The following is a 26223-nucleotide window of genomic DNA, read 5'->3' on the forward strand; positions in this document are numbered from 1 at the left end:
CATGATCATCGACGATCTCGCCCCTTCCCTCCCGCTCGGCGGACCCGGGCTGCCGCAGCAGCGCCGCATGGTGACCGCCATCCCCGGGCCGCGCTCTCGCGACCTGCTCGAACGCAAGAGCGCCGCTGTCGCGGCGGGCGTCGGTCACACCGTCCCGATCGCCGCGGTCGCCGCGGGCGGCGGCATCGTGATGGATGCCGACGGCAACGCGCTCATCGACCTGGGATCGGGCATCGCCGTCACCACTGTCGGCTCTGCGCACCCGAAGGTCGTCGAGGCGATCGCCGCGCAGGCCGCCCAGTTCACGCACACCTGCTTCATGATCTCGCCGTACGAGTCGTACGTCGCGGTGGCCGAGGCGCTGAACCGGCTCACCCCGGGTGACCACGAGAAGAAGACCGCGCTGTTCAATTCCGGCGCCGAAGCCGTCGAGAACGCCGTGAAGATCGCTCGCAAGCACACCGGCCGCCAGGCGGTCGTGGCCTTCGACCACGGCTACCACGGCCGCACGAACCTGACGATGGCGCTCACAGCCAAGGCCATGCCCTACAAGAGCGGATTCGGCCCCTTCGCCCCCGAGATCTACCGGGTGCCGGGGTCGTACCCCTTCCGCGACGGGCTGACCGGCGGCGAGGCAGCCGCCCGCGCGATCACGCTCATGGAGAAGCAGGTGGGGGCGGAGAACCTCGCCGCCGTCGTCATCGAGCCGATCCAGGGGGAGGGCGGGTTCATCGTGCCGGCGGACGGCTTCCTCCCCGCCGTCGCCCAGTGGTGCCGCGACAACGACGTGGTCTTCATCGTCGACGAGGTGCAGTCGGGCTTCGCCCGCACCGGAGCCATGTTCGCCAGCGAGCTGTTCGGCGTCGTGCCCGACCTCATCACGACGGCGAAGGGCATGGCAGGCGGCATGCCGCTGGCCGGAGTCACGGGTCGCGCCGAGATCATGGATGCCGCGCATGCCGGGGGCCTCGGCGGCACCTACGGGGGCAACCCGGTCGCGTGCGCCGCCGCGCTCGCCGCCATCGACGCCTTCGAGAACGACGGTCTCATCGAGCGCGCGCAGCAGATCGAGCGCCTCATGCTCGACCGGCTGCGGGAGCTCGCAGGGGCCGACCCGCGGGTGGGTGACGTGCGTGGCCGCGGAGCCATGATCGCGATCGAGCTCGCGGACCCGGGCACCGGCGCGCCGGACGCCGCGCTGGCCACCGACATCGCGCGGGCGTGCATCGCCGAGGGCGTCATCGTGCTCACCTGCGGAACGTACGGCAACGTGATCCGGTTCCTGCCGCCGCTCGCCATCGATGACGAGCTGCTCCACGAGGGCCTCGACGTCGTGGCATCCGCTATCGCCGCGCACTGACCCGCCCGCTGGCGCACCGGGCCGGGGTCAGGGCTCGGGGCTCGGGGCTGCGGGCTCGGGGCTGCTCGAGTGTCGCTTCCGCGCGGTCCGGGGGTCGGTGACCCGCCATTCGTGACACACGAGCGGCGCCGGGGGCGCGCGGCGGCGTGGGGCGACTCGGGCCCTCTGGGCGGCGCGGGAGTGCGCTGCGGCGGCGCGGGGCGGCTGCGGGCTGCTCGAGTGTCGGTTCCGCACGGTCGGGGGCTCGGCGGCGCGGCATTCGTGACACTTGAGCGGCGCGGGGTGCTGCGGGGGCGCGGCGCGGGGGCGCGGCGCGGGCGGGCGGGCGGCGGGGGCGCGCGGGGCGGCTGCGGGCTGCTCGAGTGTCGGTTCCGCACGGTCGGGGGTGCGGGTGTCGCGGCATTCGTGACACTCGAGCGGCGCGGGGGCGGCGGGGTGCGGGTGTCGGGCATGATGGCAGCGGATGCCAGCGCCGGCACCCGTGCCGCCGGCATCCGCGAAGAGCCGACCACCCGGTCCACGCCGACCCCGCCGACGGCGGGCAGAACGGAGCACCATGAGCACGTACGCGGTCGTCAACCCCGCCACGGGGGAGACCCTCGCCACCTACCCCACCGCCACCGACGAAGAAGTCGAGTCGGCCCTGGCCACCGCGGATGCCGCCGCGCGCGGCTGGCTGCGGACGTCGACACCCGACGAGCGGGCGCGCCTGCTGCGCCGCGTCGCGGAGCTGCACCGGGAACGCCGCGACGACCTCGCCGCGATCATCGTGCGGGAGATGGGCAAGCCCCTCGCCGCCGCCGAGGGGGAGGTCGACTTCGCCGCCGACATCACCGAGTACTACGCCGACCACATCGGAGAGATCACCGGCGACACCCCCGTGGACATCCTGGGCGACGGTACCGCGGTCATCCGCCGGGCGCCGCTCGGGGTGCTGCTGGGCATCATGCCGTGGAACTTCCCCTACTACCAGGTGGCGCGCTTCGCCGCTCCGAACATCGCGATCGGCAACGCCATCCTGCTCAAGCACGCCTCGCAGTGCCCGCAGTCGGCCGAGGCGATCGAGAGGATCTACGCCGACGCCGGCTTCCCGGCCGGGGTGTACACCGACCTGCGCCTGACCAACGAAAAGGCAGCCGAGGTCATCGCCGACCCCCGGGTGCAGGGCGTGTCGGTGACCGGTTCCGAGCGCGCGGGCGCGGCTGTGGCCGAGGTGGCCGGACGCAACCTGAAGAAGGCCGTGCTGGAGCTGGGCGGATCCGACCCGTTCCTGCTGCTGTCCACCGACGACCTCGACCAGGCGGTGCAGGCCGCCGTCGACGCGCGGCTGGACAACGTCGGGCAGTCCTGCAACGGCGCCAAGCGCTTCCTCGTGGTCGACGAGCTGTACGACGCCTTCCTCGAGAAGTTCACGGCCGCGATGGCCGCAGCCACCGTCGGCGACCCGTTCGCCGAGGACACCGTGCTCGGACCGCTGTCGTCGCTGACGGCAGCGGAGCGCCTGGCCGAGCAGGTCGACCGCGCCGTGGCGCAGGGGGCGACGCTCGTCACGGGAGGCGCCCGCGACGGCGCGTTCTACCCCGGCACCGTGCTGACGGGGGTGACCCGCGACATGGACGCCTACCGCGAAGAGTTCTTCGGTCCCGTCGGGGTCGTGTATCGGGTCGCCGACGAGGACGAGGCGATCGAGATCGCCAACGACACCGGGTTCGGCCTGGGCTCCTACGTCTTCACCACCGACCCCGCGCAGGCGGAGCGCGTGGCCGACCGCATCGACGCCGGCATGGTCTACGTCAACCTCGTGCTCGCCGACTCGCCGGAGCTGCCCTTCGGCGGAGTCAAGCGCAGCGGCACCGGGCGGGAACTCGGCCTGCTCGCAGCGGACGAGTTCGTCAACAAGAAGCTGATCCGCGTCGCCGGCTGACCCTCGCCGGGGGTCGGCGCCGTGCGGGCGACCGACCCCTGGCATCCATGCTCCTGCAGGGGTTGGATAGGGGTATGGACCAGTTGCAGGAATACGTCGCCTCCCTGTCGGACGACGAGTGCTGGGAGCGTCTGGAGACGCAGAAGCTCGGCAGGCTCGTCACGCACGTCGGCGGGGTTCTGGACATCTTCCCGGTGAACTTCGTCGTCGACGAGAAGTCGCTCGTGTTCCGCACCGCACCGGGCAGCAAGCTGTTCGAGCTGACCGTCAGCGACGAAGTGCTCTTCGAAGTGGACGACCACACCGACGACGACGCCTGGAGCGTCGTGGTGCGCGGGCACGCCCACGTGCTCGACACGTACGATCAGGTCGCCGCCGCCGACAAGCTGCCGCTTCACCCGTGGATCCCGACGCTGAAGTACCACTACGTACGGATCGCCCCCACGTCGCTGTCGGGCCGCGCGTTCGTGCGCGCCGAGGAACCCGACCGGTACGGAGCCGCCGAATACTGACCCGGGGCGGGGCCCGGGCGGACCGGGGCGGACGCGCCGGGACACGCCGCCGCGTCGGGTGGGGGATTCGTCTGGCGCCGAAGCCATGCCGTACACTGGACAGTGCAGTCGAAATCTGCATTCTTTCGCCGTGCCCGCCGGTCGGGAACACCCTGGACTCACGTCGCGGCGGGGGATGTGATTTCATCCCGAAGGCCCCCGGGCCTTTTAGGGCGGTAGCTCAATTGGCAGAGCAGCGGTCTCCAAAACCGCAGGTTGCAGGTTCGATTCCTGTCCGCCCTGCGCGTCAGCACTCGCTGGCACACCAGGTCACACACAGGTGGGGTTGATGGTCCAGGACGAGCCGAAGGGCGAAGTCGTCGCCTCCAGCGACGCGTCGCGCGAGAAGAAGCCCAACTTCTTCCAGCGCATCGCCATCTTCATCCGCCAGGTCTTCGCGGAACTCCGCAAGGTCGTGACGCCGACCCGCCAAGAGCTCGTGAAGTTCACGGGCGTCGTCCTCGGATTCGTCGTCGTGATGATGGCGATCGTCTACGGCCTCGACTGGGTGTTCACCTGGATCGTGCAGATCGTCTTCGGCGTACCCAGCTGAGCCAGGCGGCGGACGTATTCCGGTGAGCTGGAACATGGCACCGGACCCCCGAACGGAAGAGAACCCAAGTGTCTGAAAAGTATGTCGACGACGCCGATTGGGCGACGGCCGCGGAGCAGTCGAGCGAGGATGACGAGGCCCAGGAGGGCAACATCCTCGCCGCGGAGGAGCGTGCCGTGGAGCCCGCCGAGCGTGCCGCGGTGCACATCGTGGAGGACGGCGACGACGCGGATGCCGACGCCCGCGAACTGGATGATGTCGACATCGAAGACCCGGAGGCGGATGCCATCGTGAACGACGCCCTCGAGATCGACGAGGCCGCCGAGGCCCAGGCCGCGGCTGAGGTGCTCACCGACTCCATGGCCGAGGAGGAGGCCGAGAAGGCCGCTGACCGCGCCGACGAGGTCACCCCCTACGACGGCCCCGACGTCAACGGCGAGCCCGACGCGCCCGTCGAGGACACCGACTTCCTGGCGGACTTCGAGGCCGCCGGTCGCATCGTCGACGACGCAGAGGCTGACGCCGAAGCAGGCGACGAGGATGCCGAAGAGGACCCTTACGACGCGTTCCGCGCCGAGCTGCGCAGCCTCCCCGGCAAGTGGTACGTCATCCACTCCTACGCCGGCTTCGAGCGCAAGGTGAAGGCCAACATCGAGCAGCGCAAGTCGACGCTCGAGGTCGAAGAGGACATCTACCAGGTCGAGGTCCCCATGGAGGACGTCGTCGAGATCAAGAACGGTCAGCGCAAGATGGTCACGCGCGTCCGGATCCCCGGCTACGTGCTCGTGCGCATGGAGCTGAACGAGGACACCTGGTCGGTCGTGCGACACACGCCCGGCGTCACCGGCTTCGTGGGCAACGCCCACAACCCGACGCCGCTGCGCTTCGAAGAGGCCTTCAACATGCTGAAGTCCCTCGTCGAGGTCAAGGAGGTCGCCTCCGCGAAGGGCGCCGCCAAGGGCTCGGCCACGCAGGCGCGCAGCATCCCCGCCGAGGTCGACTTCGAGGTGGGCGAGACCATCACGATCAAGGAGGGCTCGTTCGCCGGCCTTCCCGGCTCGATCAGCGAGATCAAGCCCGAGAGCGGCAAGCTCACGGTGCTCGTCTCCCTGTTCGAGCGCGAGACCCCGGTCGAGCTGTCGTTCGACCAGGTCACCAAGCTCTGACGCATCCCCGCGTCGTCGCGAACGCCCCGCAGCCTCGGCTGTGGGGCGTTCGCGCTGTCAGGGTGCGGTAGACTGTCGTGGTTTGCGCATGCTTTCGCGTGCGCACACGCAACCGCGGTCCGGAAGGGCCGGACCCGCGGGAGAACCGGAGGCTTCGGCATCCGATTCGAAGAGAGGAAGAAGCATGGCACCCAAGAAGAAGGTGACCGGCCTGATCAAGCTCCAGATCAAGGCCGGCGCTGCCAACCCGGCGCCGCCGATCGGCCCCGCGCTCGGTCAGCACGGCGTCAACATCATGGAGTTCTGCAAGGCGTACAACGCCGCGACCGAGTCGCAGCGCGGCAACGTCATCCCCGTGGAGATCACCGTCTACGAGGACCGCAGCTTCACGTTCATCCTGAAGACGCCCCCGGCCGCTGAGCTGATCAAGAAGGCCGCCGGTGTGGCCAAGGGCTCGCAGACGCCGCACACCACCAAGGTGGGCAAGCTCACCAAGGAGCAGGTGCGTCAGATCGCCGAGACCAAGCAGCCCGACCTGAACGCGAACGACATCGAGGCCGCCTCGAAGATCATCGCCGGCACCGCCCGTTCCATGGGCATCACGGTTGAGGACTGAGGGGATAACGAACATGGCTAAGTCCAAGGCTTACAACGCAGCTGCCGAGAAGATCGAGCCCGGCAAGTTCTACAGCTCCACCGAAGCGGTGCAGCTGGCGAAGGAGACCGGGTCGAAGAAGTTCGACTCGACCGTCGAGGTCGCGCTCAAGCTCGCAGTCGACCCCCGCAAGGCGGACCAGATGGTGCGTGGCACCGTCATCCTTCCCCACGGCACGGGCAAGACCGCCCGCGTCATCGTGTTCGCGACGGGCCCGGCCGCTGAGGCCGCCATCGCCGCGGGTGCGGACGAGGTCGGCGGCGCCGAGCTCATCGAGAAGGTCGCCGGCGGCTGGACCAACTTCGACGCCGCGGTGTCGACCCCTGAGCTCATGGGCCAGGTCGGTCGTCTCGGCAAGGTGCTGGGTCCCCGTGGCCTCATGCCCAACCCGAAGACCGGCACCGTGACCCCCAACCCGGCCAAGGCCGTGGAGGAGATCAAGGGCGGAAAGATCGAGTTCCGCGTCGACAAGCACGCCAACGTGCACTTCGTCGTCGGCAAGGCGTCGTTCACCGCCGAGCAGCTGGACGAGAACTTCAAGGCCGCGCTCGAGGAGATCGTGCGCCTGAAGCCGTCGAGCGCGAAGGGCCGTTACATCCAGAAGGGTGCGGTGTCGACCACGTTCGGCCCCGGCATCCCGCTGGACGTCAACGTCTTCTGAGCCGACCCGCTCACACACAGGGACCTCGCCTTCGGGCGGGGTCCCTGCGTCTTTCCGCAGGGGCGGGTCGGGCCGCGCTCGCCCGGCCGCGCTGTGCGCGCTGCGCTGCTCCGGTGTCGCAAGCGCAGGGTCGGGGGCGGGCGCACTCGCCATAAGTGACACCGGAGCGGCGCCGGGGCGCGCGGCGGTGCCCGCTCCCGCGGCCCCTCGCCCGCTCCCGCGGGCCCGGGCCTGTTCCCGCGGGACCGGGCCCGTTCCGGTGTCGTCAGCGCACAGTCCGCGGCAGGGCGCACCCGCCATAAGTGACACCGGAGCGGCCCCGCAGCGCGCGGCGAGGCCCCCGCGCGGCTCCGGTGTCGCAAGCGCACAGTGCGCGGCCGGGCGCACCCGCCATAAGTGACACTCGAGCGGCCCCCGGCGGGGCGGGGGTCAGGCGGTGGGGAGGACCTCGAACCCGGCGTCGCGCTGCGGGGCGCGGTCGGTGACGGCGGCCTGCTCGACGACCGCGCCGGGTGGGCCGCCGGCCATCCAGGCCAGTACCGCGTCGACCTGGTCGGCCGTGCCCTCGACCTCCGCCTCCACGCTGCCGTCGCGGCGATTGCGCACCCACCCGGACGCGCCGGCATCCCGTGCCACCATCCGCATCGTGTACCGGTAGCCGACACCCTGGACGTCGCCTCTGACGATCACGTGCACCCGCTTCATGACTCCATCGTGCCGGGCAGACGGTGCGGCCGCGAGGGGAGGATGCCAGGATGGGCGCCGTGGGCACCGTCGACGACTACCTGGCCACCCTCGACTCCGCGGATGCCGCGGCGATCGGCCGCCTCTACGACCTCGCGCGCGCGGTCGTTCCCGATGCGGAGCAGGGACTCGGCTACGGCATGCCCGCCCTCACCTACCGCGGCAGGCCGCTGCTGTCCGTCATGCGCGCCAAGCGGCACATCGGCCTGTATCCGTTCAGCCCCGAGGCGATCGCAGCGGTCGCGCCGCAGCTGGCGGGCGTCGAGACGGCCAAGGGCACCATCCGGGTCGCCCCGGACGCGCCCCTCCCGGAGGAGGCGGTGCGTGCGCTGGTGGCGGCGCGCAAGGCGCAGATCGACCGCTGAGCTCACCGGTGCAGGATCAGCGAGATCGCGATGGCCGTCATCACGACCGCGATGACACCGTCGAGCACCCGCCAGGAGCGCGGCGTCGACAGCCATCGGCCCAGGTAGCGCGCGCCGAACGCGAGCCCGAAGAACCAGACGACGCTGGCCGTCATCGCCCCCGCCGCGAACACCCAGCGTCCGTCGCCCTGCGCGCTCGCGACGGTTCCGAGGAGGAACACCGTGTCGAGGTAGACGTGCGGGTTCAGCCACGTGAGCGCCAGGCAGGTCAGCAGCACCGGGGCGAGTCGCGCCCGGGTCGCCGTGCCGCCACCCGGCTCGTCAGCCATGCTCCCCGCCGCGGCGGAACCGGAACCCGACCCGGCCCGGGACCCTCCCCCGGACCCGGACGCGCCGCCGGACCCGCCCGCGGCCCCGGCCCCCGATCCGGCCCCCGATCCGGCCCCCGATCCGGCCCCCGACCCGGCCCCCGATCCGGCCCCCGACCCGGACCCCGACCCGGACCCCGACCCGGCACCCGTCGTCAGCGCCGCCCCGGACGGCCGCCACGCGCGCCGAGCCGCCAGCAGCGCGTAGCCGAGGAGGAACGCCGCGCCTGCCCAGCGGACGACCTCCACCAGCCACGGAACGGCCGCGACCACGACACCCAGTCCCGAGACGCCGACCGCGATGAGCACGGCATCCGAGACCGCGCACACCGTCGCCACCGCCGCGACGTGCTCGCGCCGCACGCCTTGGCGCAGGACGAAGAGGTTCTGGGCGCCGATGGCGACGATGAGGGAGAGGCCCAGCGCGAAGCCGGCGACGAGGGAGGGGATCACCTCTCCACGGTAGGTCGGCGCTGAAGATCAGTACAGCTCATGAGGCTTACGAACCATTAGCATCGCTTGTGATGCGCCTTCCTGCCGATCTCGCTGAGACCCTCGCCGCCGTCGTCGACGAAGGGACGCTGGATGCCGCCGCCAGACGGCTGCACATCACCCCCTCCGCCGTGAGTCAGCGCATCAAGGCTCTGGAGCAGCAGGTGGGCCGGGTGCTGCTGGTGCGCGCGAAGCCTGCGCGACCCACCGATGCCGGTCGCGCCGTGGTGCGCCTGGCGCGGCAGTTCGCGCTGCTCGAGCACGACGCGCTGGGGGAACTGGGGGCGCCGCCGGGGGAGGACACGGTGGCGGTGCCGCTCGCCGTCAACGCCGACTCGCTGGCGACCTGGTTCCTGCCGTCCCTGGCGCGGCTCTCCGAGCGGCATCCCGTGGTTTTCGACCTGCACCGGGACGACCAGGACTTCACGGCCCGCCTGCTCGAGGACGGCACCGTGATGGCGGCGGTCACGTCGCGGGCGGCCCCGGTGGCCGGGTGCGCGGTCAGCGCACTGGGCGCCCTGCGGTACGAGGCGGTGGCAGCGCCGCGGTATGTCGAGCGTCATCTGCCCGGCGGGCCGCACGCGGATGCGCTGGCCGGCGCGCCCCTGGTCGACTTCGACCGTCGCGACGACATCCAGCGCACCTGGCTCGCGGGCCGGGGCGTCGACCCCGACGCACCGCCGCGGCATTACGTGCCGGCCTCCGCCGACTTCGCCTCCGCGGTGCGCCTGGGGCTCGGGTGGGCGATGCTGCCGCGGCTGCAGTCGCAGGCGGCGCTGGATGCCGGGGACCTCGTGCTGCTGGGCGGCGACGCCGTGGACGTGCCGCTCTACTGGCAGCAGTGGAACCTGCGCTCCCCGCTGCTGGACGCCGTCGCGGCCGAGCTCATCGCCGAGGGCAGGCGGGTGCTGGCATCCTGAGCCACGCCGGAGGCGCCGGAGGCAACGGGCTCGCCGGCCGCGCCTGCCCGGCCCGGCCCGGCTCAGTCGTCGCTGACCTGCAGCACCGACTTGCCGCGGGTGTGACCGCGCTCGAGCTCGCGGTGGGCCGCGGCGGCCTCGCCGAGATCGAAGACCCGGTCGAGGAAGACGCGGATCGACCCGGATTCCAGGAGTCTCCCCAGCGTCGACAGCACCCCGCCGTCGGGGATCACCTTGTACGACGTCGCCCGCAGACCCGCCGCCGCGGCGGCCTCCGCGTAGCCCGGCCAGCCGCCCGTGGGCACCAGTACGTACAGGCCGCCGCGGCGCAGCACCGACAGCGAGCGCGAGCCCGTGTCGTCGTGCACGTTGCCGACGAGGTCGATGACCACGTCGACGTCGGAGACGACGTCCTCGAACCGCGTCGTGGCGTAGTCGATGGCCACGGAGGCGCCGAGCTCCCGCAGCCAGGGCAGGTTCGCCGCGGAGCCGGTGGCCGTCACGTGCGCGCCGAAGTACGACGCCAGCTGCACCGCGAAGTGTCCGACCCCGCCGCTGCCGGCGTGGATGAGGATGCGCTGGCCCTCGTGCGCGTGGGCGGTCTCGACGACGAGCCCCCAGGCGGTGAGCGCCGCCAGCGGAACCCCGGCGGCTTCGGCGTGCGAGAGGGAGGCGGGCTTGCGGGCCACAGACAGCGACGGCACGACGACGTACTCGGCATAGGTGCCGCCCGAGCGGGGGAAGGGCACCATGCCGTAGACCTCGGTGCCCGGCGCCAGCGGGTGCGACTCGTAGGGCGCCTTGACCACGACCCCGCTGAAGTCGAAGCCGAGCGTGCTGGGGTAGGACGGGATGCCGGCGGTGGCGCCGCCGCCGCTGCGGGTCTTCGCGTCGATCGGGTTGACCCCCGCGGCCACGACCCGCACGAGCAGCTCGCTCAGCACGGGTGCGGGCACCGCAACCTCGGCGAGGCGCAGCACGTCGGCGGTGCCGGGTGCGTCGTACACGACGGCCTTCATCAGTGAAGGCGGGTCGGTCACCACGAGGGAGGGCGTCTCGGGGACGGTGGACGATCTCAGCGGCCGGAATCGCATCGGTCGCTCCTTCCGCGCGCCGCGGGTGCGCGGCAGCGTTGCTCGATTCTGCCCCGGATCGGGCAGGGTCCCAGTCAACCGCGCGTATGTCTCGGCCGTGTTACGCGGGTGCAACGAGTCCCCCCCGGTGCGGCCGTCACGGTAGGTGGGTGGGGCATGGTCAGCCGCGTGCGGCGAAGGCCTCGACGCCCCGCACTCCGGCCAGCAGGTGCTCGCCCGCCCGGGCGATGCTGCCGCCGATGACGATGAGCGAGACCCTGCGCAGATCAAGAGCATCATCAGCGACGAGCTCGCCAAGGGCGACGTGGCGGGCATCTGGATGGATGCCGGTGACGGTGCGGTGGCCGCGATCGAGGCGTTCGAGGCTGCACGGCGCCGCCGAGGCGATCGGGTTCGTGCGGTCGCTGCTGTGGGACGCCCCGACGGCCTCGTTCGACGCCGCCTTCCAGAACCAGTAGGCGCCGGGGCTTCCGCGGCCGCCGCCTGCGACGGCCTCAGGACGGCGGCGTGCCGGTCGTCAGGGCGCGCAGCAGGTGGGCGAGCTGGTGGATGTCGTCGAGGTCCCAATCCTCGAGCGCGGCGTGCAGGGTGCTCTGCTGCGGGGCCCGGGCGGTGGCCAGGCGCGCCAGCCCCTCGGGACTCGCGGAGAGCAGGCTCGACCGGCCGTCGGCCGGATCCGGCATGCGCTCCACCAGTCCCAGCTCCTCGAGCTCGCGCACGGTGCGGCTGAGCTGGCCCTTGTCCACCGCCAGCTGCTCCGCCAGCGCCGCCTGCGTCACCGGCTCGCAGCGCACGATGCTCGTGAAGACCTTGTATGCCCCAGGGAGCATGCCGGGACTCACCCGGTGCGCGTTCTCGGCGATGATCTTGCGGAACCGGCTGATCAGCTCGCCGAATTCGCCCTCCAGGGCGCGTACCGCCGCTGCGCGCTCCTCGGAGGTCTCCTGACTCGTCATCGTCGTCACCCTATCGGCGTGCGTCGCGGGAGTCGGATGCCCCGTCCGTGGCATCCGTCTCGGCTGAGGCATCCGTCTGGTCCGCCTCGTCGATGATGCGATGGGATGCCGTCAGGCTGCCCATCCCTTCGGGGACGGAGACCGTCGCGAAATCGGCCTCCGCCGCGTGCAGGCGCTCGGTGGTCGTCATCGAGGTCAGCGGGGTGCGGGGGAGGAAGACGATCGCGATGAGACTGATGACGGCGAACGGCACGGCGATGAGGAACGCGCGCGAGATGCCGTTGGCGTAGATGTCCTCGAAGACGACCCGGAGTGCGTCGGGCATGGTCGCGACCGAGGGGAGGGCGCCGCTCTGCAGCTGGGCCGCCCAGACCGGGCCCTGCTCGCCGAGGCTCGCCAGCGCGGCGGTGATGTCGTCGGTGCGCGCAGTGAGGAGCTCGGCGACGCGCGAGGCCAGCGCCGCTCCCATCACCGACACGCCGAGCGTGCCGCCGAGGCTGCGGAAGAACGTCACCCCCGAGCTCGCGACGCCGATCTGCTTCGGGCTGGCGGTGTTCTGCACCACGAGGACGAGGTTCTGCATCGTCATGCCCACGCCGGCACCGAGGAGGAACATGTAGATGGAGACGAGCGTGAAATCGGTGTCGTACTCGATCGTCGACAGCAGCGCGGAACCGGCGGTCAGCAGCACGGCGCCCGCGACGAGGAACGCCTTCCAGCGACCGGTCTTCGTGATCAGAGCGCCGATGCCGATCGACGCGATCAGCAGACCCGCGATCATCGGGATCGTCATGATGCCGGCCTCGGTCGGCGTGGCGCCGCGGGCCAGCTGCATGTACTGGCTGAGGTAGACCGAGGCACCGAACATCGCGATGCCGGTGGCGATCGAGGCGATCACCGACAGCGTGAAGGTGCGGTCGCGGAAGAGCGTCAGCGGGATCAGTGGCTCAGGGGAGCGCAGCTCGACCCACACGAACAGGCCGGCGCCGACGAGCGCTCCGCCGAGCATGAGGGCGGTCTCGAGGCTCCACCAGTCGAACGAGTCACCCGCCAGCGACACCCAGATCAGCAGGAGCGACACCGATAGCGAGAGCAGCACGATGCCGAGGTAGTCGATGCGCGCCTTCTGCTTCGGCCGCGCGGGCACGTGCAGGTTGCGCTGCACGATGAGCAGGGCGGCGACGGCGACGGGGATCGCCACGAAGAAGTTCCAGCGCCAGCCCCAGGCATCCGTGATGAGGCCGCCCAGCAGCGGGCCGCCCACCGTCGCGACCGCCATGACCGCGCCGAACAGCCCCATGTAGCGGCCGCGCTCGCGCGGGCTGATGATGTCGGCCATCAGCACCTGGCTGAGGGCGGCGAGGCCACCGGCGCCGATGCCCTGCAGGGCGCGGAACGCGATGAGCGTCTCGGGGTTCTGCGAGAACCCGGCCGCGGCGGTGGCGAGCACGAAGATCACGAGCGCCAGCTGGTACATCACCTTGCGGTTGGTGAGGTCGGCGAGCTTGCCCCAGATCGGTGTGGAGATCGCGGTCGTCAGCAGCGTCGCGGTGACCACCCAGGTGAAGGCGGTCTGCCCGCCGCCGAGGTCGTGGAGGATCACCGGAAGCGACGTCGACACCACCGTCGAGGCGAGCATCGACACGAACATGCCCAGGAGCAGTCCCGAGAGCGCTTCGAGGACGCGACGGTGGGCGAGCTTCTCCGTGACGGCGGGATCGTTCGAACGGGGGGACTTCGGCACGTGTCTCCTTCAGGGGCTGAGACGGTGCGACGACACTGGCGACCGGAAGTTGACGGGAATCAACGGTTGAGCGGAGTCAACTATACCCCCGGAGTTGACATGGGTCAACCAGTTTGGCCGGGCACGGGACTGCCGGGCGCCGCTCGGTGGCGGGCGCTCAGTCGGCGAGGGCGAGAGCGCGGAAGGGCTCGCGCGGCGCGACCGGGGCGGCCGGTGGGGCGACGAGGCTGCGGCGCTGCATCGTGCGGTGGTACAGCTCGTCGATGAGAGAGGTCGCGAGCGTCACCAGCTTGCCGATCTCGTACTCGTCCCGGTCGACCCAGGCGCATCGCGGCTCGTCGCCCACGGGCACGAAGTCCACATGCTGCTCCCACGCCACGAGCGTGCGCTCGGCGCCCAGCACGTGCTGCTGCCACCACACCTGCCGCAGGTAGGAGCGGGGGATGGAGCGCCAGTGCTTGTTGGTCGTCTTGATCTCGGCCAGGATCACGCGGCCGTTCTTATCGAGACCGACGCCGTCGGGCGTCGCCAGGTGGCGCTTCTCGACGACCGCGTGGAACAGGGCAGACGACGGCTGGATGCCGTGGGTCGCGGCCACCCAGCGGGCGATCTCGGGTTCGCGGCGGCGTCCGTGGTCGGTGTAGGCGTTGCCGGAGAACCCGGAGCCCATGAGCTTGGCGTCGGCCGCGCGGGCGATCGCCTTCTCGGAGGTGAGGGCGGCCACGTCGGTCGCGGTGATCCCGCGCGACCGCGCCCGCACCCACGCCACGCGGTCGCGGGAGTCCGCGACGATCCGGGCAGCGAGTTCGGGGGTCACGCCTTCCACCGTAACCCCGGCGGATGACAGCCCCCGTCCGTCCACGCCGCCTGCGGCGAGCGGCGTCGGGCCTGATTTGTCCTGGAGGTGGTGCAGACGTATGCTTGAGGCAAGCCAAAGACCGTCGGTCATCGGTGTGCGCGCAAGCGCACGACGATCGAAGCTCTGCACAGCAGGGGCCCACGCAGGTGTACAGATCGATTCTCCGGAATTCAGCTCCGTGCGCTTGCGCCGGAGCTTTTTTGTTGGGCAGGGGCCCGGGTCCAGGCCGGCGCCCGCCTCCGCGGAGCGCCTCGTACACATCAAGGAGTGACCATGGCGCAGAAGGATGCATCGGTCGCCGAGCTCACGAAGAACTTCGAGAACTCGAACGCCGTCCTGCTGACCGAGTACCGCGGTCTGACGGTTGCCCAGCTCAAGCAGCTGCGCAACACCATCCGTCAGGACGCGCAGTACGCCGTGGTGAAGAACACGCTGACCAAGATCGCCGCGAACAACGCGGGGATCACGGCGCTGGACGAGGACCTCAAGGGCCCGTCCGCCGTCGCGTTCGTGCACGGCGACTTCGTCGCCACCGCGAAGGCTCTGCGTGACTTCGCCAAGGCTAACCCGCTTCTCGTGATCAAGGGCGGCATCTTCGAGGGCAACACCCTCACTGCCGACGAGGTCAACAAGTACGCCTCGCTCGAGAGCCGTGAGGTTCTGCTGGCGAAGGCTGCGGGCATGATGAAGGCGACGATGGGCAAGGCTGCGGCCACCATCGACGCGCTTCGCGAAAAGCTGGAGACCGCTGAGGCCGCGTAAGCGTCCGGCGGCATTTTTCCCACAAACCCCATCTATCTAGGAGATACATCATGGCGAAGCTCACCACTGAGGAGCTGCTCGAGCAGTTTGCCGGCCTGACCCTCGTCGAGCTCAGCGAGTTCGTGAAGGCGTTCGAGGAGAAGTTCGACGTCACCGCTGCTGCCCCCGTGGCCGTTGCCGGTGCCGCCGGCGGCGCTGCTGCTGAAGAGGTCGAGGAGAAGGACTCCTTCGACGTCATCCTCGAGGCTGCCGGCGACAAGAAGATCCAGGTCATCAAGACGGTCCGCGAGCTCACCTCGCTGGGCCTCGGCGAGGCCAAGGCCGTCGTCGACGGTGCTCCCAAGGCCGTCCTGGAGGGCGCCAACAAGGAGACCGCCGACAAGGCCAAGGAGGCCCTCGAGGCCGCCGGCGCCACGGTCACCCTCAAGTAATCACGCTTCACGCGTTGAAGGCCCCGGATGCCACGGCATCCGGGGCCTTCTCCCTTTGGGGCGGGTGGGCGCGGCGTTCGGGTCGCCGCGCCCACCCGGGTCAGGGCCGACGGTCGACGAGACCGGCATCCGTCGCCGCGACGCCGATCACGGCGGCCGGGGGAGCGGTGGAGCTGCGCACGACGAGGCGCGCATCGGGGCGCACATGGGCGGCCGCCGCGCGGGGATCGGCCAGCCGGGCCGCCAGCAGCTCGACGGCGACGCTGCCCTGGCGCCGCGGATCGTGCGCGAGCGTGGTGAGTCCGAACATCTCCGCGTAGTCGTGATCGTCGATGCCGACGACGCTCACCCCTCCGGGAACGGGGATCGCCAGGCGCCGAGCGGCGATCATGGCGCCCACGGCGACCTCGTCGCTGACGGCGACGATCGCGGTGGGGCGGCGTCGGGCGTCGCTGAGCACGTCGACGGCGGCGGCGTATCCCCCCGGCAGTGTGGGTGCCGAAGGAAGGTGACGCATCGGGAGGCCGGCGTCGCGCAAAGCGGCGAGGCAGCCCTCGCGACGGGCGGCGTCGGCGCGCGTCCCCGATGCGGATGTGCCCGGTTCCTCGGTGCCGCCGAGGAACACGATGTCGGTGTGGCCGAGGGCGAGGAGGTGCTCGGCAGCCCGACGGCCGGCGCGCTCGTCGTCGAAGGCGACGGAACCGTCGTGTCCGCCCTCGCCCATGACGCTCACCACCGGGCGGCCGATCCCCCGTAGGCGGTCGAGTTCGTGGTCCTCCGTCTCGAGCCCGACGGCGATGAGGCCGTCGAAGCGTTTGCGGGCGAGGAAGTCGTCGAACACCCGGCGTCGGGTCTCGGTGCCCGGCCGGGCGTCGTACAGGGTCAGATCGAGGCCCTGGTGCAGCAGTGCGGACTGGATGCCCTCGAGGATCTCGGCGAAGATCCATCGGCTCACCGACGGGATGATGACCCCGACGTTGCGCGTGCGGCCCGTCGCCAGGCTCACCGCACTCGTGGACGGCACATAGCCGAGGGCGGCGGCGGCCTCCTGCACGCGCCGTCGCGTCTGCTCCGACACTTGGCTGCTGCCGGTGAGGGCGCGACTGGCCGTGGCCTTCGAGACCCCCGCTCGACGCGCGACGTCGGCGATTCCGCTCATCAGTGAAACTCCTTCGGCGCCCCGGCCGCTCTGTCGTGGCGTCCCTCAAACCTGTAACCGGTTCCACGGAATGATGCCACGACCGCACCGGTGTTCGCCAGTCCCGGATTTGTTGTGATCACCGCAGTGGGAGCGCACCCAGGACCGGGTTACCGAGTTGTTATCTGCGGCGGTTGAGTCGCGCGGCGCGGTCCTCTACCGTGGGTACGGAAGCGGTTCCATTACCCGCACCGCTTCCCGCAAGATTGTGGACGCGACGACGCGCCGTGGTGCGTCGGCTCGATGAGGAGGACAGATGAAGACCATCCCGCGCAGGACCCTTGCCGCCGGATCGCTCCTGACGGTCGGAGCGCTCGCGCTCGCAGGCTGTGGCGGCGGACCGGGTTCGGGAGGCGGCGACGGCGAGAGCGGTGCCGCGGACGGCAACGTCGTCACCGTCTACGGCACCATCTCCGACACCGAGGCCGACCTGCTCGAGCAGTCATGGGCGGACTGGGAAGAAGAGAACGACATCGACATCCAGTACGAGGCGTCGAAGGAGTTCGAGGCGCAGATCGCCGTGCGCGCGCAGGGCGGCAACGCCCCCGACATCGCGATCTTCCCGCAGCCCGGCCTCATGGGTGACATGGCCGACCTCGGCTACCTGAAGCCCGCTCCGCAGGAGGTGGCGGACAACGTCGCCGAGTACTGGAGCGAGGACTGGGCCAAGTACGGCACCTACGACGGCACGCTGTACGGCGCGCCGCTCATGGCGAGCGTCAAGGGCTGGGTCTGGTACTCGCCGTCGTTCTTCGAGGAGAACGGCTACGAGGTGCCGACCGACTGGCAGGGCCTCGTGGACCTGACCGCGCAGATCCAGGGCGACACCGGCTCCGCGCCGTGGTGCGTGGGCTTCGGCTCCGACGCCGCGACCGGCTGGCCGGGAACGGACTGGGTCGAGGACGTCGTGCTGCGTCAAGCCGGCCCCGAGGTCTACGACCAGTGGGTGACCAACGAGGTCCCCTTCACCGACCCGCAGATCGCCTCGGCGTTCGACGAGGTCGGCAAGATCCTCAAGAACCCGGACTACGTCAACGCCGGCTTCGGCGGCACCGACACCATCGTGACCACGCCCTTCGGCGACCCGGCCTCGGCGCTGGTCTCCGGTGAGTGCGTGCTGCACCACCAGGCGTCGTTCTACGACGGCTTCATCACCGACGCCGGCGGCACCGTCGCCGAAGACGGTGACATCTGGGCCTTCCTGACCCCGGCCTTCGGCGACGCGGCCGGTGACGGCGCCGTCGTGACCGGCGGTGGCGAGATCGTCGCCGCGTTCAGCGACGACGAGGCCACCCAGAAGGTGCAGGCGTACCTGTCGAGCCCCGAGTGGGCCAACTCGCGTGTCTCCCTCGGCGGCGTCATCAGCGCCAACAAGGGCCTGGACCCCGAGAACGCCTCAAGCGAGATCCTCAAGGAAGCCATCGCCATCCTGCAGGACGAGGGCACCACGTTCCGCTTCGACGCATCTGACCTGATGCCGTCGGGCGTCGGCACGAACACCTTCTTCAAGGGGATGAACGACTGGGTCAACGGCTCCGACACGGCCACCGTGCTCGAGCAGATCGAGTCGGGCTGGCCTTCCAGCTGACGGTTCCACGCGCAGCGGGGCCGACCGCACCAGGCGGTCGGCCCCGCTTTTCTCGACCCGGAGTCCGCTGACGCACCCGAAAGGATCCCATGTCCGCCTTCTTCCAGTGGCTGAGTGACCTCACGCCGCTGCTGCAGATCCCGATCATCATCGGCGTGTTCGTCGCCGTGGTCGGACTCATCCTGTTCTTCGTGGAGATCGCCCCGCGCAGCGGGCGCGTCTACACGTTCATCCGGCTGGCGGTGTGCGTGGGAGCCCCCGCGCTGCTCCTGCTGCTGCTGAACTCCTACAACGCGGCGATCATCGGCGCGGCTGTGCTGGGCCTGCTGCTGTTCTTCCTCGACATGCGCTCGAAGGAGGGCACCGGGTCTCTGTTCGTGCTCGTGGCGTTCCTGGCGCCGGCACTGCTGCTGGTCGTCGTCGGACTCATCATCCCGGCGATCCAGACCACCGGTCAGGCGTTCATGAACCGCAACAGCACCGAATTCGTGGGCCTCGACAACTTCATCTGGATCTTCACCCAGCCCCAGGGCATCCGCGTCGTGCTCAACACGATCGTGTGGGTGGTCATCGCCCCGGTGGTCTCGACGATCGCGGGACTGGCCTACGCCTACTTCATCGACAAGACGCGCGGGGAGAAGTACTACAAGATCCTCGTCTTCCTGCCCATGGCGATCTCGTTCGTGGGCGCCTCGATCATCTGGCGCTTCGTCTACACCGCGCGTCCCGCCGGCCAGGAGCAGATCGGTCTGGCCAACCAGGTGATCGTGTGGCTGGGCGGTGAGCCGCTGAACTTCCTCGCCGTGCAGCCGTGGAACACGCTGTTCCTCATCATCGTGCTCATCTGGGTGCAGACCGGTTTCGCGATGGTCATCCTCTCGGCCGCCATCAAGGGCGTTCCCACCGAGCAGATCGAAGCGGCGCAGCTGGACGGCACCAACGGCTGGCAGCGGTTCATCAACGTGATCGTCCCCGGCATCCGCGGTTCTCTCATCGTGGTGCTCACGACCATCTCGATCGCCTCGCTCAAGGTGTTCGACATCGTCCGCACGATGACAGCCGGTGCCAACAACACCTCCGTCATCGCCAACGAGATGTACACGCAGCTGCGCAGCTTCGAAGCGGGCCGCTCGGCCGCCTTCGCGGTGGTGCTGTTCGTGCTGGTGCTGCCGCTGGTGGTCTACAACGCCCGGCAGCTGAAGAAGCAGAGGGAGATCCGATGACCGCCTTCACTCCCATCGACCTCCCGGTCGATGAGCAGACCAAGCAGCGCCTGCGGCGCGGCGAACGCAAGATCGAGCAGCAGTCCACCGCCGCGGGAGCCAAGAAGCGGCTGACGTCGCGCTGGGCGACCCTGGCGGCTCTGGTCATCGCCGTGCTCTGGACGCTGCCCACCTTCGGCCTGTTCGTGTCGTCGTTCCGGCCCAGGGAGCTGATCCAGACCACCGGCTGGTGGACCGTCTTCGCCAACTGGGGCTGGACGCTGGACAACTACTCCGAGGCGCTGCAGGCCGGCAACAGCCAGCTCAACATGGCCGGAGCCTTCGTCAACTCCATCGCGATCACGCTGCCGGCGACGATCATCCCGATCTCCATCGCGCTGCTGGCGGCATACGCCTTCGCCTGGATGAACTTCCGCGGCAAGAACATCCTGTTCATCCTGGTGTTCGCCCTGCAGATCGTGCCGATCCAGATGGCGCTCATCCCGCTGCTGCAGCTGTTCTCCAACGGCACGCTGTTCGGGTTCCCGGTGATCGAGGGGATCGGTCAGGCGGGGTACGCCCAGGTGTGGATCGCCCACACGATCTTCGCCATGCCGCTGACGATCTTCCTGCTGCACAACTTCGTCTCGGAGATTCCGGGCGAAGTGATCGAGGCGGCGCGTGTGGACGGCGCCGGCCACGGGCAGATCTTCTTCCGGATCATCCTGCCGCTGACCATGCCGGCGATCGCCTCGGTGGCGATCTTCCAGTTCTTGTGGGTGTGGAACGACCTGCTCGTGGCGCTGATCTTCGCCGACGGCGCGGTCGGGCCGATCACGAAGCTGCTGGCCGAGATGACCGGAAGCCGTGGTCAGGACTGGCACCTGCTGACGGCGGGCGCGTTCATCGCGATCATCGTTCCGCTGATCGTGTTCCTGGCGCTGCAGCGCTACTTCGTCCGCGGCCTGCTGGCCGGCTCCACGAAGGGCTGACGCGCGCCGCGCGCGCGGCCGCACGCGGCCCGCGCGCTGAGACAGCAACTGGCGGCTGAGACAGTGGGTGATACCCACCGTCTCAGCCGCCAGATGCGGTTTCACGGGTGTGGGAAGGTCAGGGGGCGGGGCAGGACAGGCGCTGCTGTGCGGCGGTCATCGCGTCGATCTCGAACTGCTGCGCGTCGCGCATGCGCTCGGCCACGGCCAGCGTGCGCGGCTCCGAGCCGAGCTCGAGCACGGCCTCGGCCATCGGGATCGCCGCCGCATGGTGACGGATCATCAGCGACAGGAAGAGGCAGTCCGCGTCGCGGCCCTCCGCCTCGGCCAGCGCCGTCAGCTCGGCGGGGGAGGCCATGCCCATCGCCTCGCGCTCCTGCTCGGCGGTGAGCGGCTCGGCGCCGGTCACGCCGTGGTCATGCCCGGCGTCGGATGCCGCCATCCACGCCATCGCGGGCCCGCCGGCCTGCGGCAGGCCCCACTTGACCAGCCAGTCGAACATCTCGCCGCGCTGCGCGGCCTGACCGGTGGCGATGTCGTACGACAGTGCCCGCAGCTCCTCGTCGTCGGTCTTGCGGTGCATGGTCATCGCCATGTCCACCGCCTGCCCGTGGTGGAACTGCATGTCGCGGGCGAAGCCGGCCTCGGCCGAATCAGTCGTCGGCAGGGCCGGCCCCGACGCGGCGAAGGTCGAGAAGCGCCCGGCGGCGAAGGCGACCGCGGCGACGGCGACGGCGACCAGGACGATCGCGAGCCACCGCCGCCGGGGCGCCTCGGTCACGACTGCTTGCCCGGTGCGTCGAGGGCGCCGGCGCAGGCGGCGTTGGGCTCAGGGGCGTTGAGATTGCGCCAGTACGCGGTGAGGAAGTCCTCGAGGCGCGGGTCGTCCACGGAGTCGAGCTTGATCTGGGCGTTCCAGGCACTGGCCACGACAGGTGCGTCGAGGTCTTCGCCGGGAGAGAGGATGACGTAGCTGTTGGGCAGCTTCGACTCGAGGGCGTCGACGCCGGCCTGGTCGACCGACGCCGGGTCGTAGGTGACCCACACGGCGCCGTGCTCCAGCGAGTGCACCGCGTTGACCTCGGGCACGGGCTCGGAGTACACGCCGCAGTTGAGCCACATGGCGTTGTGGTCGCCGCCGGCGGGCGGGGCCTGCGGGTAGGCGACGTCGCCTTCGACGTGGTTGGCGGTGTTCTCGAACGTCTCGACGCCCGAGATCGACGTGCCGTCGCCGTCGCCGCGCGCGTAGGTGACGGGCTTGGGGGTGAACATGTAGGACGCGACGATGGCGCCCACGATCGCGATGCCGGCGGCGCTGCCGACGACCCACCAGACGAGCTTGCTGCGGCGGCGCTTCGCCAGCTCCCGCTGGTACTGGGCGAGCTTCTCCTGCTTCTGCTGCTCGCGCTGCTGCTTGGCGGTGAGGGCGATCTTCGACTGGGTGGCGGGGTTGCCGCTCACACGCTGCGATTTGTTCGGGGGCGTCGGGGTCATGGTGATCTCGGCTCGGGGGAAGGGGGCGCCTGGGCGCGGGACCTGCTCAGCCTATGCGGCTGAATACGCCGGTTTGCTGAGAAGACGCTAGACTCGATCGGTTCTCGAATCGTTTCGACGGTTCTCCTTCGACTTCTTGGACACCGTGCCCGACACTTCTCCCACCCCTCGCGATCCCGCCACCACATCGACCGGGGCCATCCGCACCCTCGGGGCGAACCCCACCACCGCGCCCATCGTGCTGCACCCCGGCGACTCGCTGTCGACGCGGCGACGGGTGCTCTACATCATCCTGCTGGGCGCGCTCACCGCGCTCGGACCGTTCACGGTCGACCTGTACCTGCCGGCGTTCCCCGTGCTCGAGGCCGACTTCCAGACGTCCGCCGCCGCGATCCAGCTCACCCTCACCGGCACGATGATCGGCTTCGCGCTGGGCCAGCTGGTGGTCGGACCCCTCAGCGACAAGGTCGGCCGGCGCATCCCGCTCATCGTCGTGACCGCCCTGCACGTGGTCGCCAGCGTCCTGGCCGCCTTCGCCCCCACGCTCGAGCTGCTCTCGGTGACCCGCGTGATGATGGGTGCCGGAGCCGCCGCGGGCGGCGTCGTGGCGGCCGCCATCGTGCGCGACCTGTTCGGCGGACGCCGTCTGGTCGTCATGCTCAGCCGCCTGGCGCTCGTGTCGGGTGTCGCCCCCGTCGTCGCGCCGCTGATCGGCTCGGCCCTGCTGACGGTCATGCCCTGGCGGGGCATCTTCGTCGCGCTCGCCCTCTACGGCGCGGTCATGCTCATCTGCGCGCTGCTGTTCATCCCCGAGACGCTGCCGCCGGCCCGTCGCCACGAGAAGGGGGCGACGACCGTGCTGCAGCGCTACCGCAGCGTCTTCAGCGACCGCGTCTTCATCGGCGTGCTGATCATCGGCGGCATGACGTTCAGCGGGATGTTCTCGTACCTGTCCGCATCGTCGTTCCTGTTCCAGCAGACCTACGGCTTCGACCCGCAGCAGTACGGTCTGCTGTTCGCGGTGAACTCCGTCGGCGTCGTGATCGGCGTGCAGACGGCGTCGCGGCTGGCCGCGCGCTTCGGCCCGCAGTGGGTGCTGGCGTTCTCGACCGGGGCGCTGGTGCTTTCGGCATCCGCCATCATCGCCGGTGACGCCCTCGGCGCGGGGCTGTGGGGCGTGGTGGTGCCGCTGTTCGTCTTCATGACGGCGTGCGGATTCACCTTCCCGTGCGTGCAGGTGCTGGCGCTCGACCGGCACGGCAAGGCCGCGGGCACCGCGCAGTCGATCATCGGCGCGGTCAACTTCGGGGTCGCCGGGCTCATCTCGCCGCTCGTGGGCGCGCTCGCCGGCGACACCGGCATCACGCCGACGACGATGGCCGCCGTGATGGTCGGCTGCGGCGTGATCGCGGTGCTGTCGCTCTGGTTGGTGGTGCGGCCGCGCACCGTGGCGCAGCTGGCGCCGTAGCGTCCACTCGGCGCCGGGCGCAAGCCCGGCGCCGCACGCGGGCAGCAGGCTCCACAATGGGGCGATGGATGCCCTTCGTCACCCGATCGCGCGCCTGCTCGTCCCGGGTCTCGTACTCGCCGCACTCGCCTGCGGCCTCGGCTGGTGGATCCTCCTGCGGGGCCCGGCGCCCTTCACACTGGACACGGCGTGGAACTCGCTGCTGGTCGGCTGGCGCGTCGGTGCTCTGACCGTTTTCTCGCAGGCTATGAACTGGCTCGGCGGGGGCATCTTCGGGATCTTCGTCGTGCCGATCGCCAGCGCGCTCGCGCTGGTGATCGCGCGCCGGTACATGGCTGCCCTCTACTTCGTCGCGGCCTCGCTGCTCAGCGCCGGCGCGGTGCAGGTGCTCAAGCACCTCTTCGGCCGCGCGCGCCCCGAGGAGATCATCGTCATCAGTGACTACGGCTCCTTCCCCTCTGGGCACGCGGCCAACGCCGCGACGGTCGCGGCCGTCGCCGCCGTGCTGTTCCCCCGGCTGTGGGTGATGCTGGCGGGTGCGCTGTGGGTGGCGCTGATGGCGTTCAGCCGCACCTATCTGCACGCACACTGGCTCAGCGACACGGTCGGCGGCGCCGCGATCGGCGCGGGGGTGGCCCTGGTCGTCGCGGCCGCGTTCTCGGTGCCGCTGCGCTCCGAGCAGAGCCGTCGGCAACGGCGGTACGCCTCAGTAGGCTGACGCCCATGACAGCGTCGTCCACGCCCGATCCGTCCCTCGCCGAAGCGCGGCTCGCACAGTTGCGGGCGGAGGCGCAGGCGGCTCAGGCGGCACTGGTTGCCGCGCAGGCCCAGGCGGCGCTCGCCGCTGCGGAGGTGGCAGCGGCCGAAGCGCGGGCGGCGGCGGGTGCGGGTGCCGCGGCGGCCGACTCTCCTGCGGAGACGCTGCGCGACGCGAGCGGAACCGAGACGGCTGCGGACGACACCGCGACGGCCGGGGAGGGGGCGGATGCCGGCGAAGCGACGACGGCGGCATCCGCCGACGACCAGCCGGAGACGTCGCCCGGCGGGCCGCTCGACGACGCGGAGGTCGCCGCGATCGTCCGCGGCTACACGTTCGACTCCGCGACACTGGATCTCGGGGCGCTCGTCAACGGCGCAGCGGCGCCCAAGGCGCAGATCCGCATCCCGCTGTCGATGATCAACCGGCACGGCCTGGTGGCCGGGGCCACCGGCACGGGGAAGACCCGCACGCTGCAGTCCCTGGCCGAGCAGCTCGCCGCGCACGGTGTTCCCGTGTTCGCCGCCGACATCAAAGGCGACCTGTCGGGCGTCGCGACGCCGGGGGAGCCGAGCGACAAGCTGCTCGCCCGCACGCGCGCGATCGGGCAGGACTGGCATCCGCGTGCCTCGGCGACCGAGTTCTTCGCGCTCGGCGGGGTGGGGACGGGCGTGCCCGTCCGCGCGACGGTATCGGGCTTCGGGCCGCTGCTGTTGAGCAAGGTGCTCGGGCTGAACGCGACGCAGGAGTCGAGCCTCGGGCTCGTATTCCACTACGCCGACGCGCACGGGCTGGCGCTCGTGGACCTCTCGGATCTGCGCGCCGTGCTGACCTACCTGACCGGGCCCGAGGGCAAGGCCGAGCTCGCCGGCCTGGGCGGGCTCTCGGCGGCGACGGCGGGCGTGATCCTGCGCAAGCTCATCACCTTCGCCGACGCCGGCGCCGACGTCTTCTTCGGCGAGCCGGAGTTCGAGGTGACCGACTTCCTGCGCAATGCCGCCGACGGCAGCGGCATCGTCAACCTGCTGGAGGTGCCGGGGGTGGCCGACAAGCCGGCCCTGTACTCGACGTTCCTCATGTACCTGCTGGCGGAGCTTCACGAGGTCCTTCCCGAAGTCGGCGACCTGGATCGGCCCAAGCTGGTGTTCTTCTTCGACGAGGCGCACCTGCTGTTCCGCGATGCGTCGAAGGACTTCCGCGCGGCGATCGTGCAGACGGTGCGTCTCATCCGCTCGAAGGGGGTCGGGGTCTTCTTCGTCACGCAGACGCCCAAGGACGTCCCCGCCGACGTGCTCGCGCAACTGGGGTCGCGCGTGCAGCACGCGCTGCGGGCGTTCACACCGGATGACGCCACGGCGCTGCGGGCCACCGTGCGCACCTATCCGCGGTCGGGGTACGACCTCGAGCGGGTGCTGCAGGAGCTGGCGACCGGCGAGGCCGTCGTCACCGTCATGAGCGAGAGCGGAACCCCGACCCCGGTGGCGTGGACGCGGCTGCGCGCGCCGCAGGGGTCGATGGAGCCCACCCCCGCGCCCGCCGTCGCGGCCGCGGTGGCGGTGTCGCCCCTGCAGGCCCGCTACGGCACGGCCATCGACCGGGAGTCGGCGCGGGAGATCCTCGCGGCGAAGATGAATGCCGCCGCCGAGGCCGCCGCCGCGCAGGAGGCGGAGCTGGCGGCGGCGAAGGCGGCGGCGGAGCACGCTCGCCAGGAGGCCGCCGCGCGCAAGGCCGAGGCCGCAGCCCAGCAGGAGTACGACCGGCTCCTACGCAAGACGGCCGGCACCTCCCGCACGTCGCGATCGCGCCGGCGCAGCCCGGTCGAGCAGGTGCTGGGTCCGGACGTCGCGTCCACGGTCCTCTCCGGTGTGCTGCGGGGCGTCTTCGGCATCGGCCGGCGCTGACCGCCCGGCATTCCGCGC

General features: G+C 70.6%; 26 protein-coding genes and 1 tRNA gene. 18 read left to right on the forward strand and 9 right to left on the reverse strand.

The window, feature by feature from the left end; all coding sequences use genetic code 11:
* Position 1: 1 nt before the first annotated feature.
* The 8 genes from gabT (at position 2) to rplA (ending at position 6870) form a co-directional block, all read left to right on the forward strand.
* Positions 2-1360, forward strand: a complete 1359-nt coding sequence (gene gabT, locus QNO26_RS03235) for a 4-aminobutyrate--2-oxoglutarate transaminase (RefSeq protein ID WP_257526050.1) — start codon at positions 2-4, stop codon at positions 1358-1360.
* A 556-nt stretch (positions 1361-1916) separates the two neighbouring features.
* On the forward strand, positions 1917-3284 hold the full coding sequence (locus QNO26_RS03240) for an NAD-dependent succinate-semialdehyde dehydrogenase (protein WP_257526049.1): 1368 nt from the start codon (positions 1917-1919) through the stop codon (positions 3282-3284).
* A gap of 74 nt (positions 3285-3358) precedes the next feature.
* On the forward strand, positions 3359-3796 hold the full coding sequence (locus tag QNO26_RS03245; protein ID WP_257526048.1) for a pyridoxamine 5'-phosphate oxidase family protein: 438 nt from the start codon (positions 3359-3361) through the stop codon (positions 3794-3796).
* Positions 3797-4005: 209 nt separating this feature from the next.
* Positions 4006-4078, forward strand: a tRNA-Trp gene (locus QNO26_RS03250).
* A 46-nt stretch (positions 4079-4124) separates the two neighbouring features.
* On the forward strand, positions 4125-4388 hold the full coding sequence (gene secE / locus QNO26_RS03255) for a preprotein translocase subunit SecE (RefSeq protein ID WP_257526047.1): 264 nt from the start codon (positions 4125-4127) through the stop codon (positions 4386-4388).
* Positions 4389-4456: 68 nt separating this feature from the next.
* Positions 4457-5554, forward strand: a complete 1098-nt coding sequence (nusG, locus tag QNO26_RS03260) for a transcription termination/antitermination protein NusG (protein ID WP_257526046.1) — start codon at positions 4457-4459, stop codon at positions 5552-5554.
* A gap of 184 nt (positions 5555-5738) precedes the next feature.
* Positions 5739-6170, forward strand: coding sequence for a 50S ribosomal protein L11 (gene rplK, locus QNO26_RS03265; protein WP_257526045.1), 432 nt, complete (start codon positions 5739-5741; stop codon positions 6168-6170).
* Between the two features lie 13 nt (positions 6171-6183).
* Positions 6184-6870 (forward strand): 50S ribosomal protein L1, encoded by a 687-nt coding sequence (gene rplA / locus QNO26_RS03270; protein WP_257526044.1) that lies wholly within the window; start codon positions 6184-6186, stop codon positions 6868-6870.
* A gap of 429 nt (positions 6871-7299) precedes the next feature.
* Here the strand turns inward: rplA and QNO26_RS03275 are convergent, their stop codons facing one another.
* Positions 7300-7575, reverse strand: a complete 276-nt coding sequence (locus QNO26_RS03275) for an acylphosphatase (RefSeq protein WP_257526043.1) — start codon at positions 7573-7575, stop codon at positions 7300-7302.
* Positions 7576-7625: 50 nt separating this feature from the next.
* On the opposite strand from QNO26_RS03275, the gene QNO26_RS03280 reads away from it, so the two are divergent.
* Positions 7626-7979 carry an iron chaperone gene (locus tag QNO26_RS03280; protein WP_306816496.1) on the forward strand — a complete coding sequence of 118 codons (354 nt, stop codon included), beginning with the start codon at positions 7626-7628 and terminating at the stop codon, positions 7977-7979.
* A gap of 2 nt (positions 7980-7981) precedes the next feature.
* Here QNO26_RS03280 and QNO26_RS03285 read toward each other — a convergent pair whose 3' ends face one another.
* A complete protein-coding gene (locus QNO26_RS03285; RefSeq protein ID WP_374679344.1) occupies positions 7982-8797 on the reverse strand; it encodes a LysE/ArgO family amino acid transporter in 816 nt (271 codons plus the stop codon).
* 74 nt (positions 8798-8871) lie between these two features.
* On the opposite strand from QNO26_RS03285, the gene QNO26_RS03290 reads away from it, so the two are divergent.
* Complete coding sequence (locus QNO26_RS03290; RefSeq protein WP_257526041.1) at positions 8872-9759, forward strand: LysR family transcriptional regulator ArgP; 888 nt, start codon at positions 8872-8874, stop codon at positions 9757-9759.
* A 62-nt stretch (positions 9760-9821) separates the two neighbouring features.
* On the opposite strand, the gene QNO26_RS03295 is transcribed toward QNO26_RS03290, so the two are convergent.
* From QNO26_RS03295 to QNO26_RS03310, 4 genes are all read right to left on the reverse strand, one after another.
* Positions 9822-10853 (reverse strand): NADP-dependent oxidoreductase, encoded by a 1032-nt coding sequence (locus QNO26_RS03295; RefSeq protein ID WP_257526040.1) that lies wholly within the window; start codon positions 10851-10853, stop codon positions 9822-9824.
* A gap of 494 nt (positions 10854-11347) precedes the next feature.
* Positions 11348-11809 carry a MarR family winged helix-turn-helix transcriptional regulator gene (locus tag QNO26_RS03300; protein WP_257526038.1) on the reverse strand — a complete coding sequence of 154 codons (462 nt, stop codon included), beginning with the start codon at positions 11807-11809 and terminating at the stop codon, positions 11348-11350.
* 10 nt (positions 11810-11819) lie between these two features.
* Positions 11820-13460, reverse strand: a complete 1641-nt coding sequence (locus QNO26_RS03305; protein ID WP_374679343.1) for an MDR family MFS transporter — start codon at positions 13458-13460, stop codon at positions 11820-11822.
* Positions 13461-13710: 250 nt separating this feature from the next.
* Positions 13711-14370, reverse strand: coding sequence for a YqaJ viral recombinase family protein (locus tag QNO26_RS03310; RefSeq protein ID WP_257526036.1), 660 nt, complete (start codon positions 14368-14370; stop codon positions 13711-13713).
* A 315-nt stretch (positions 14371-14685) separates the two neighbouring features.
* On the opposite strand from QNO26_RS03310, the gene rplJ reads away from it, so the two are divergent.
* Both rplJ and rplL read left to right on the forward strand, forming a co-directional pair.
* A complete protein-coding gene (gene rplJ, locus QNO26_RS03315) occupies positions 14686-15174 on the forward strand; it encodes a 50S ribosomal protein L10 (RefSeq protein WP_257526035.1) in 489 nt (162 codons plus the stop codon).
* A gap of 50 nt (positions 15175-15224) precedes the next feature.
* Positions 15225-15605, forward strand: coding sequence for a 50S ribosomal protein L7/L12 (gene rplL, locus QNO26_RS03320; RefSeq protein WP_257526034.1), 381 nt, complete (start codon positions 15225-15227; stop codon positions 15603-15605).
* Between the two features lie 100 nt (positions 15606-15705).
* On the opposite strand, the gene QNO26_RS03325 is transcribed toward rplL, so the two are convergent.
* Positions 15706-16764, reverse strand: coding sequence for a LacI family DNA-binding transcriptional regulator (locus QNO26_RS03325; RefSeq protein ID WP_257526030.1), 1059 nt, complete (start codon positions 16762-16764; stop codon positions 15706-15708).
* A gap of 295 nt (positions 16765-17059) precedes the next feature.
* Here QNO26_RS03325 and QNO26_RS03330 point away from each other — a divergent pair, with 295 nt between their 5' ends.
* From QNO26_RS03330 to QNO26_RS03340, 3 genes are all read left to right on the forward strand, one after another.
* On the forward strand, positions 17060-18391 hold the full coding sequence (locus QNO26_RS03330; protein ID WP_257526029.1) for an ABC transporter substrate-binding protein: 1332 nt from the start codon (positions 17060-17062) through the stop codon (positions 18389-18391).
* Between the two features lie 89 nt (positions 18392-18480).
* Positions 18481-19614, forward strand: coding sequence for a carbohydrate ABC transporter permease (locus tag QNO26_RS03335; protein WP_257526028.1), 1134 nt, complete (start codon positions 18481-18483; stop codon positions 19612-19614).
* Entirely contained in the window at positions 19611-20585 is a 975-nt protein-coding gene (locus QNO26_RS03340) for a carbohydrate ABC transporter permease (RefSeq protein WP_257526027.1), read from the forward strand. Before QNO26_RS03335 ends, QNO26_RS03340 begins: the two co-directional genes overlap by 4 nt.
* A 118-nt stretch (positions 20586-20703) precedes the next feature.
* Here the strand turns inward: QNO26_RS03340 and QNO26_RS03345 are convergent, their stop codons facing one another.
* Positions 20704-21366 (reverse strand): DUF305 domain-containing protein, encoded by a 663-nt coding sequence (locus QNO26_RS03345; RefSeq protein WP_257526026.1) that lies wholly within the window; start codon positions 21364-21366, stop codon positions 20704-20706.
* Positions 21363-22079: a thioredoxin-like domain-containing protein gene (locus QNO26_RS03350; protein WP_257526025.1), complete on the reverse strand. Its 717-nt coding sequence runs from the start codon at positions 22077-22079 to the stop codon at positions 21363-21365. The genes QNO26_RS03345 and QNO26_RS03350 overlap by 4 nt, the downstream gene beginning before the upstream one ends.
* Before the next feature lie 145 nt (positions 22080-22224).
* Between QNO26_RS03350 and QNO26_RS03355 the strand changes: the two genes are divergently transcribed.
* From QNO26_RS03355 to QNO26_RS03365, 3 genes are all read left to right on the forward strand, one after another.
* Positions 22225-23547: a multidrug effflux MFS transporter gene (locus QNO26_RS03355; RefSeq protein WP_374679338.1), complete on the forward strand. Its 1323-nt coding sequence runs from the start codon at positions 22225-22227 to the stop codon at positions 23545-23547.
* A gap of 64 nt (positions 23548-23611) precedes the next feature.
* Entirely contained in the window at positions 23612-24265 is a 654-nt protein-coding gene (locus tag QNO26_RS03360; RefSeq protein WP_257526024.1) for a phosphatase PAP2 family protein, read from the forward strand.
* Positions 24266-24270: 5 nt separating this feature from the next.
* Positions 24271-26205 (forward strand): DUF853 domain-containing protein, encoded by a 1935-nt coding sequence (locus QNO26_RS03365; protein ID WP_257526023.1) that lies wholly within the window; start codon positions 24271-24273, stop codon positions 26203-26205.
* Positions 26206-26223: the final 18 nt, after the last annotated feature.

It is taken from the genome of Microbacterium sp. zg-Y1090, assembly GCF_030246945.1.
GTDB classification, from domain to species: domain Bacteria; phylum Actinomycetota; class Actinomycetes; order Actinomycetales; family Microbacteriaceae; genus Microbacterium; species Microbacterium wangruii.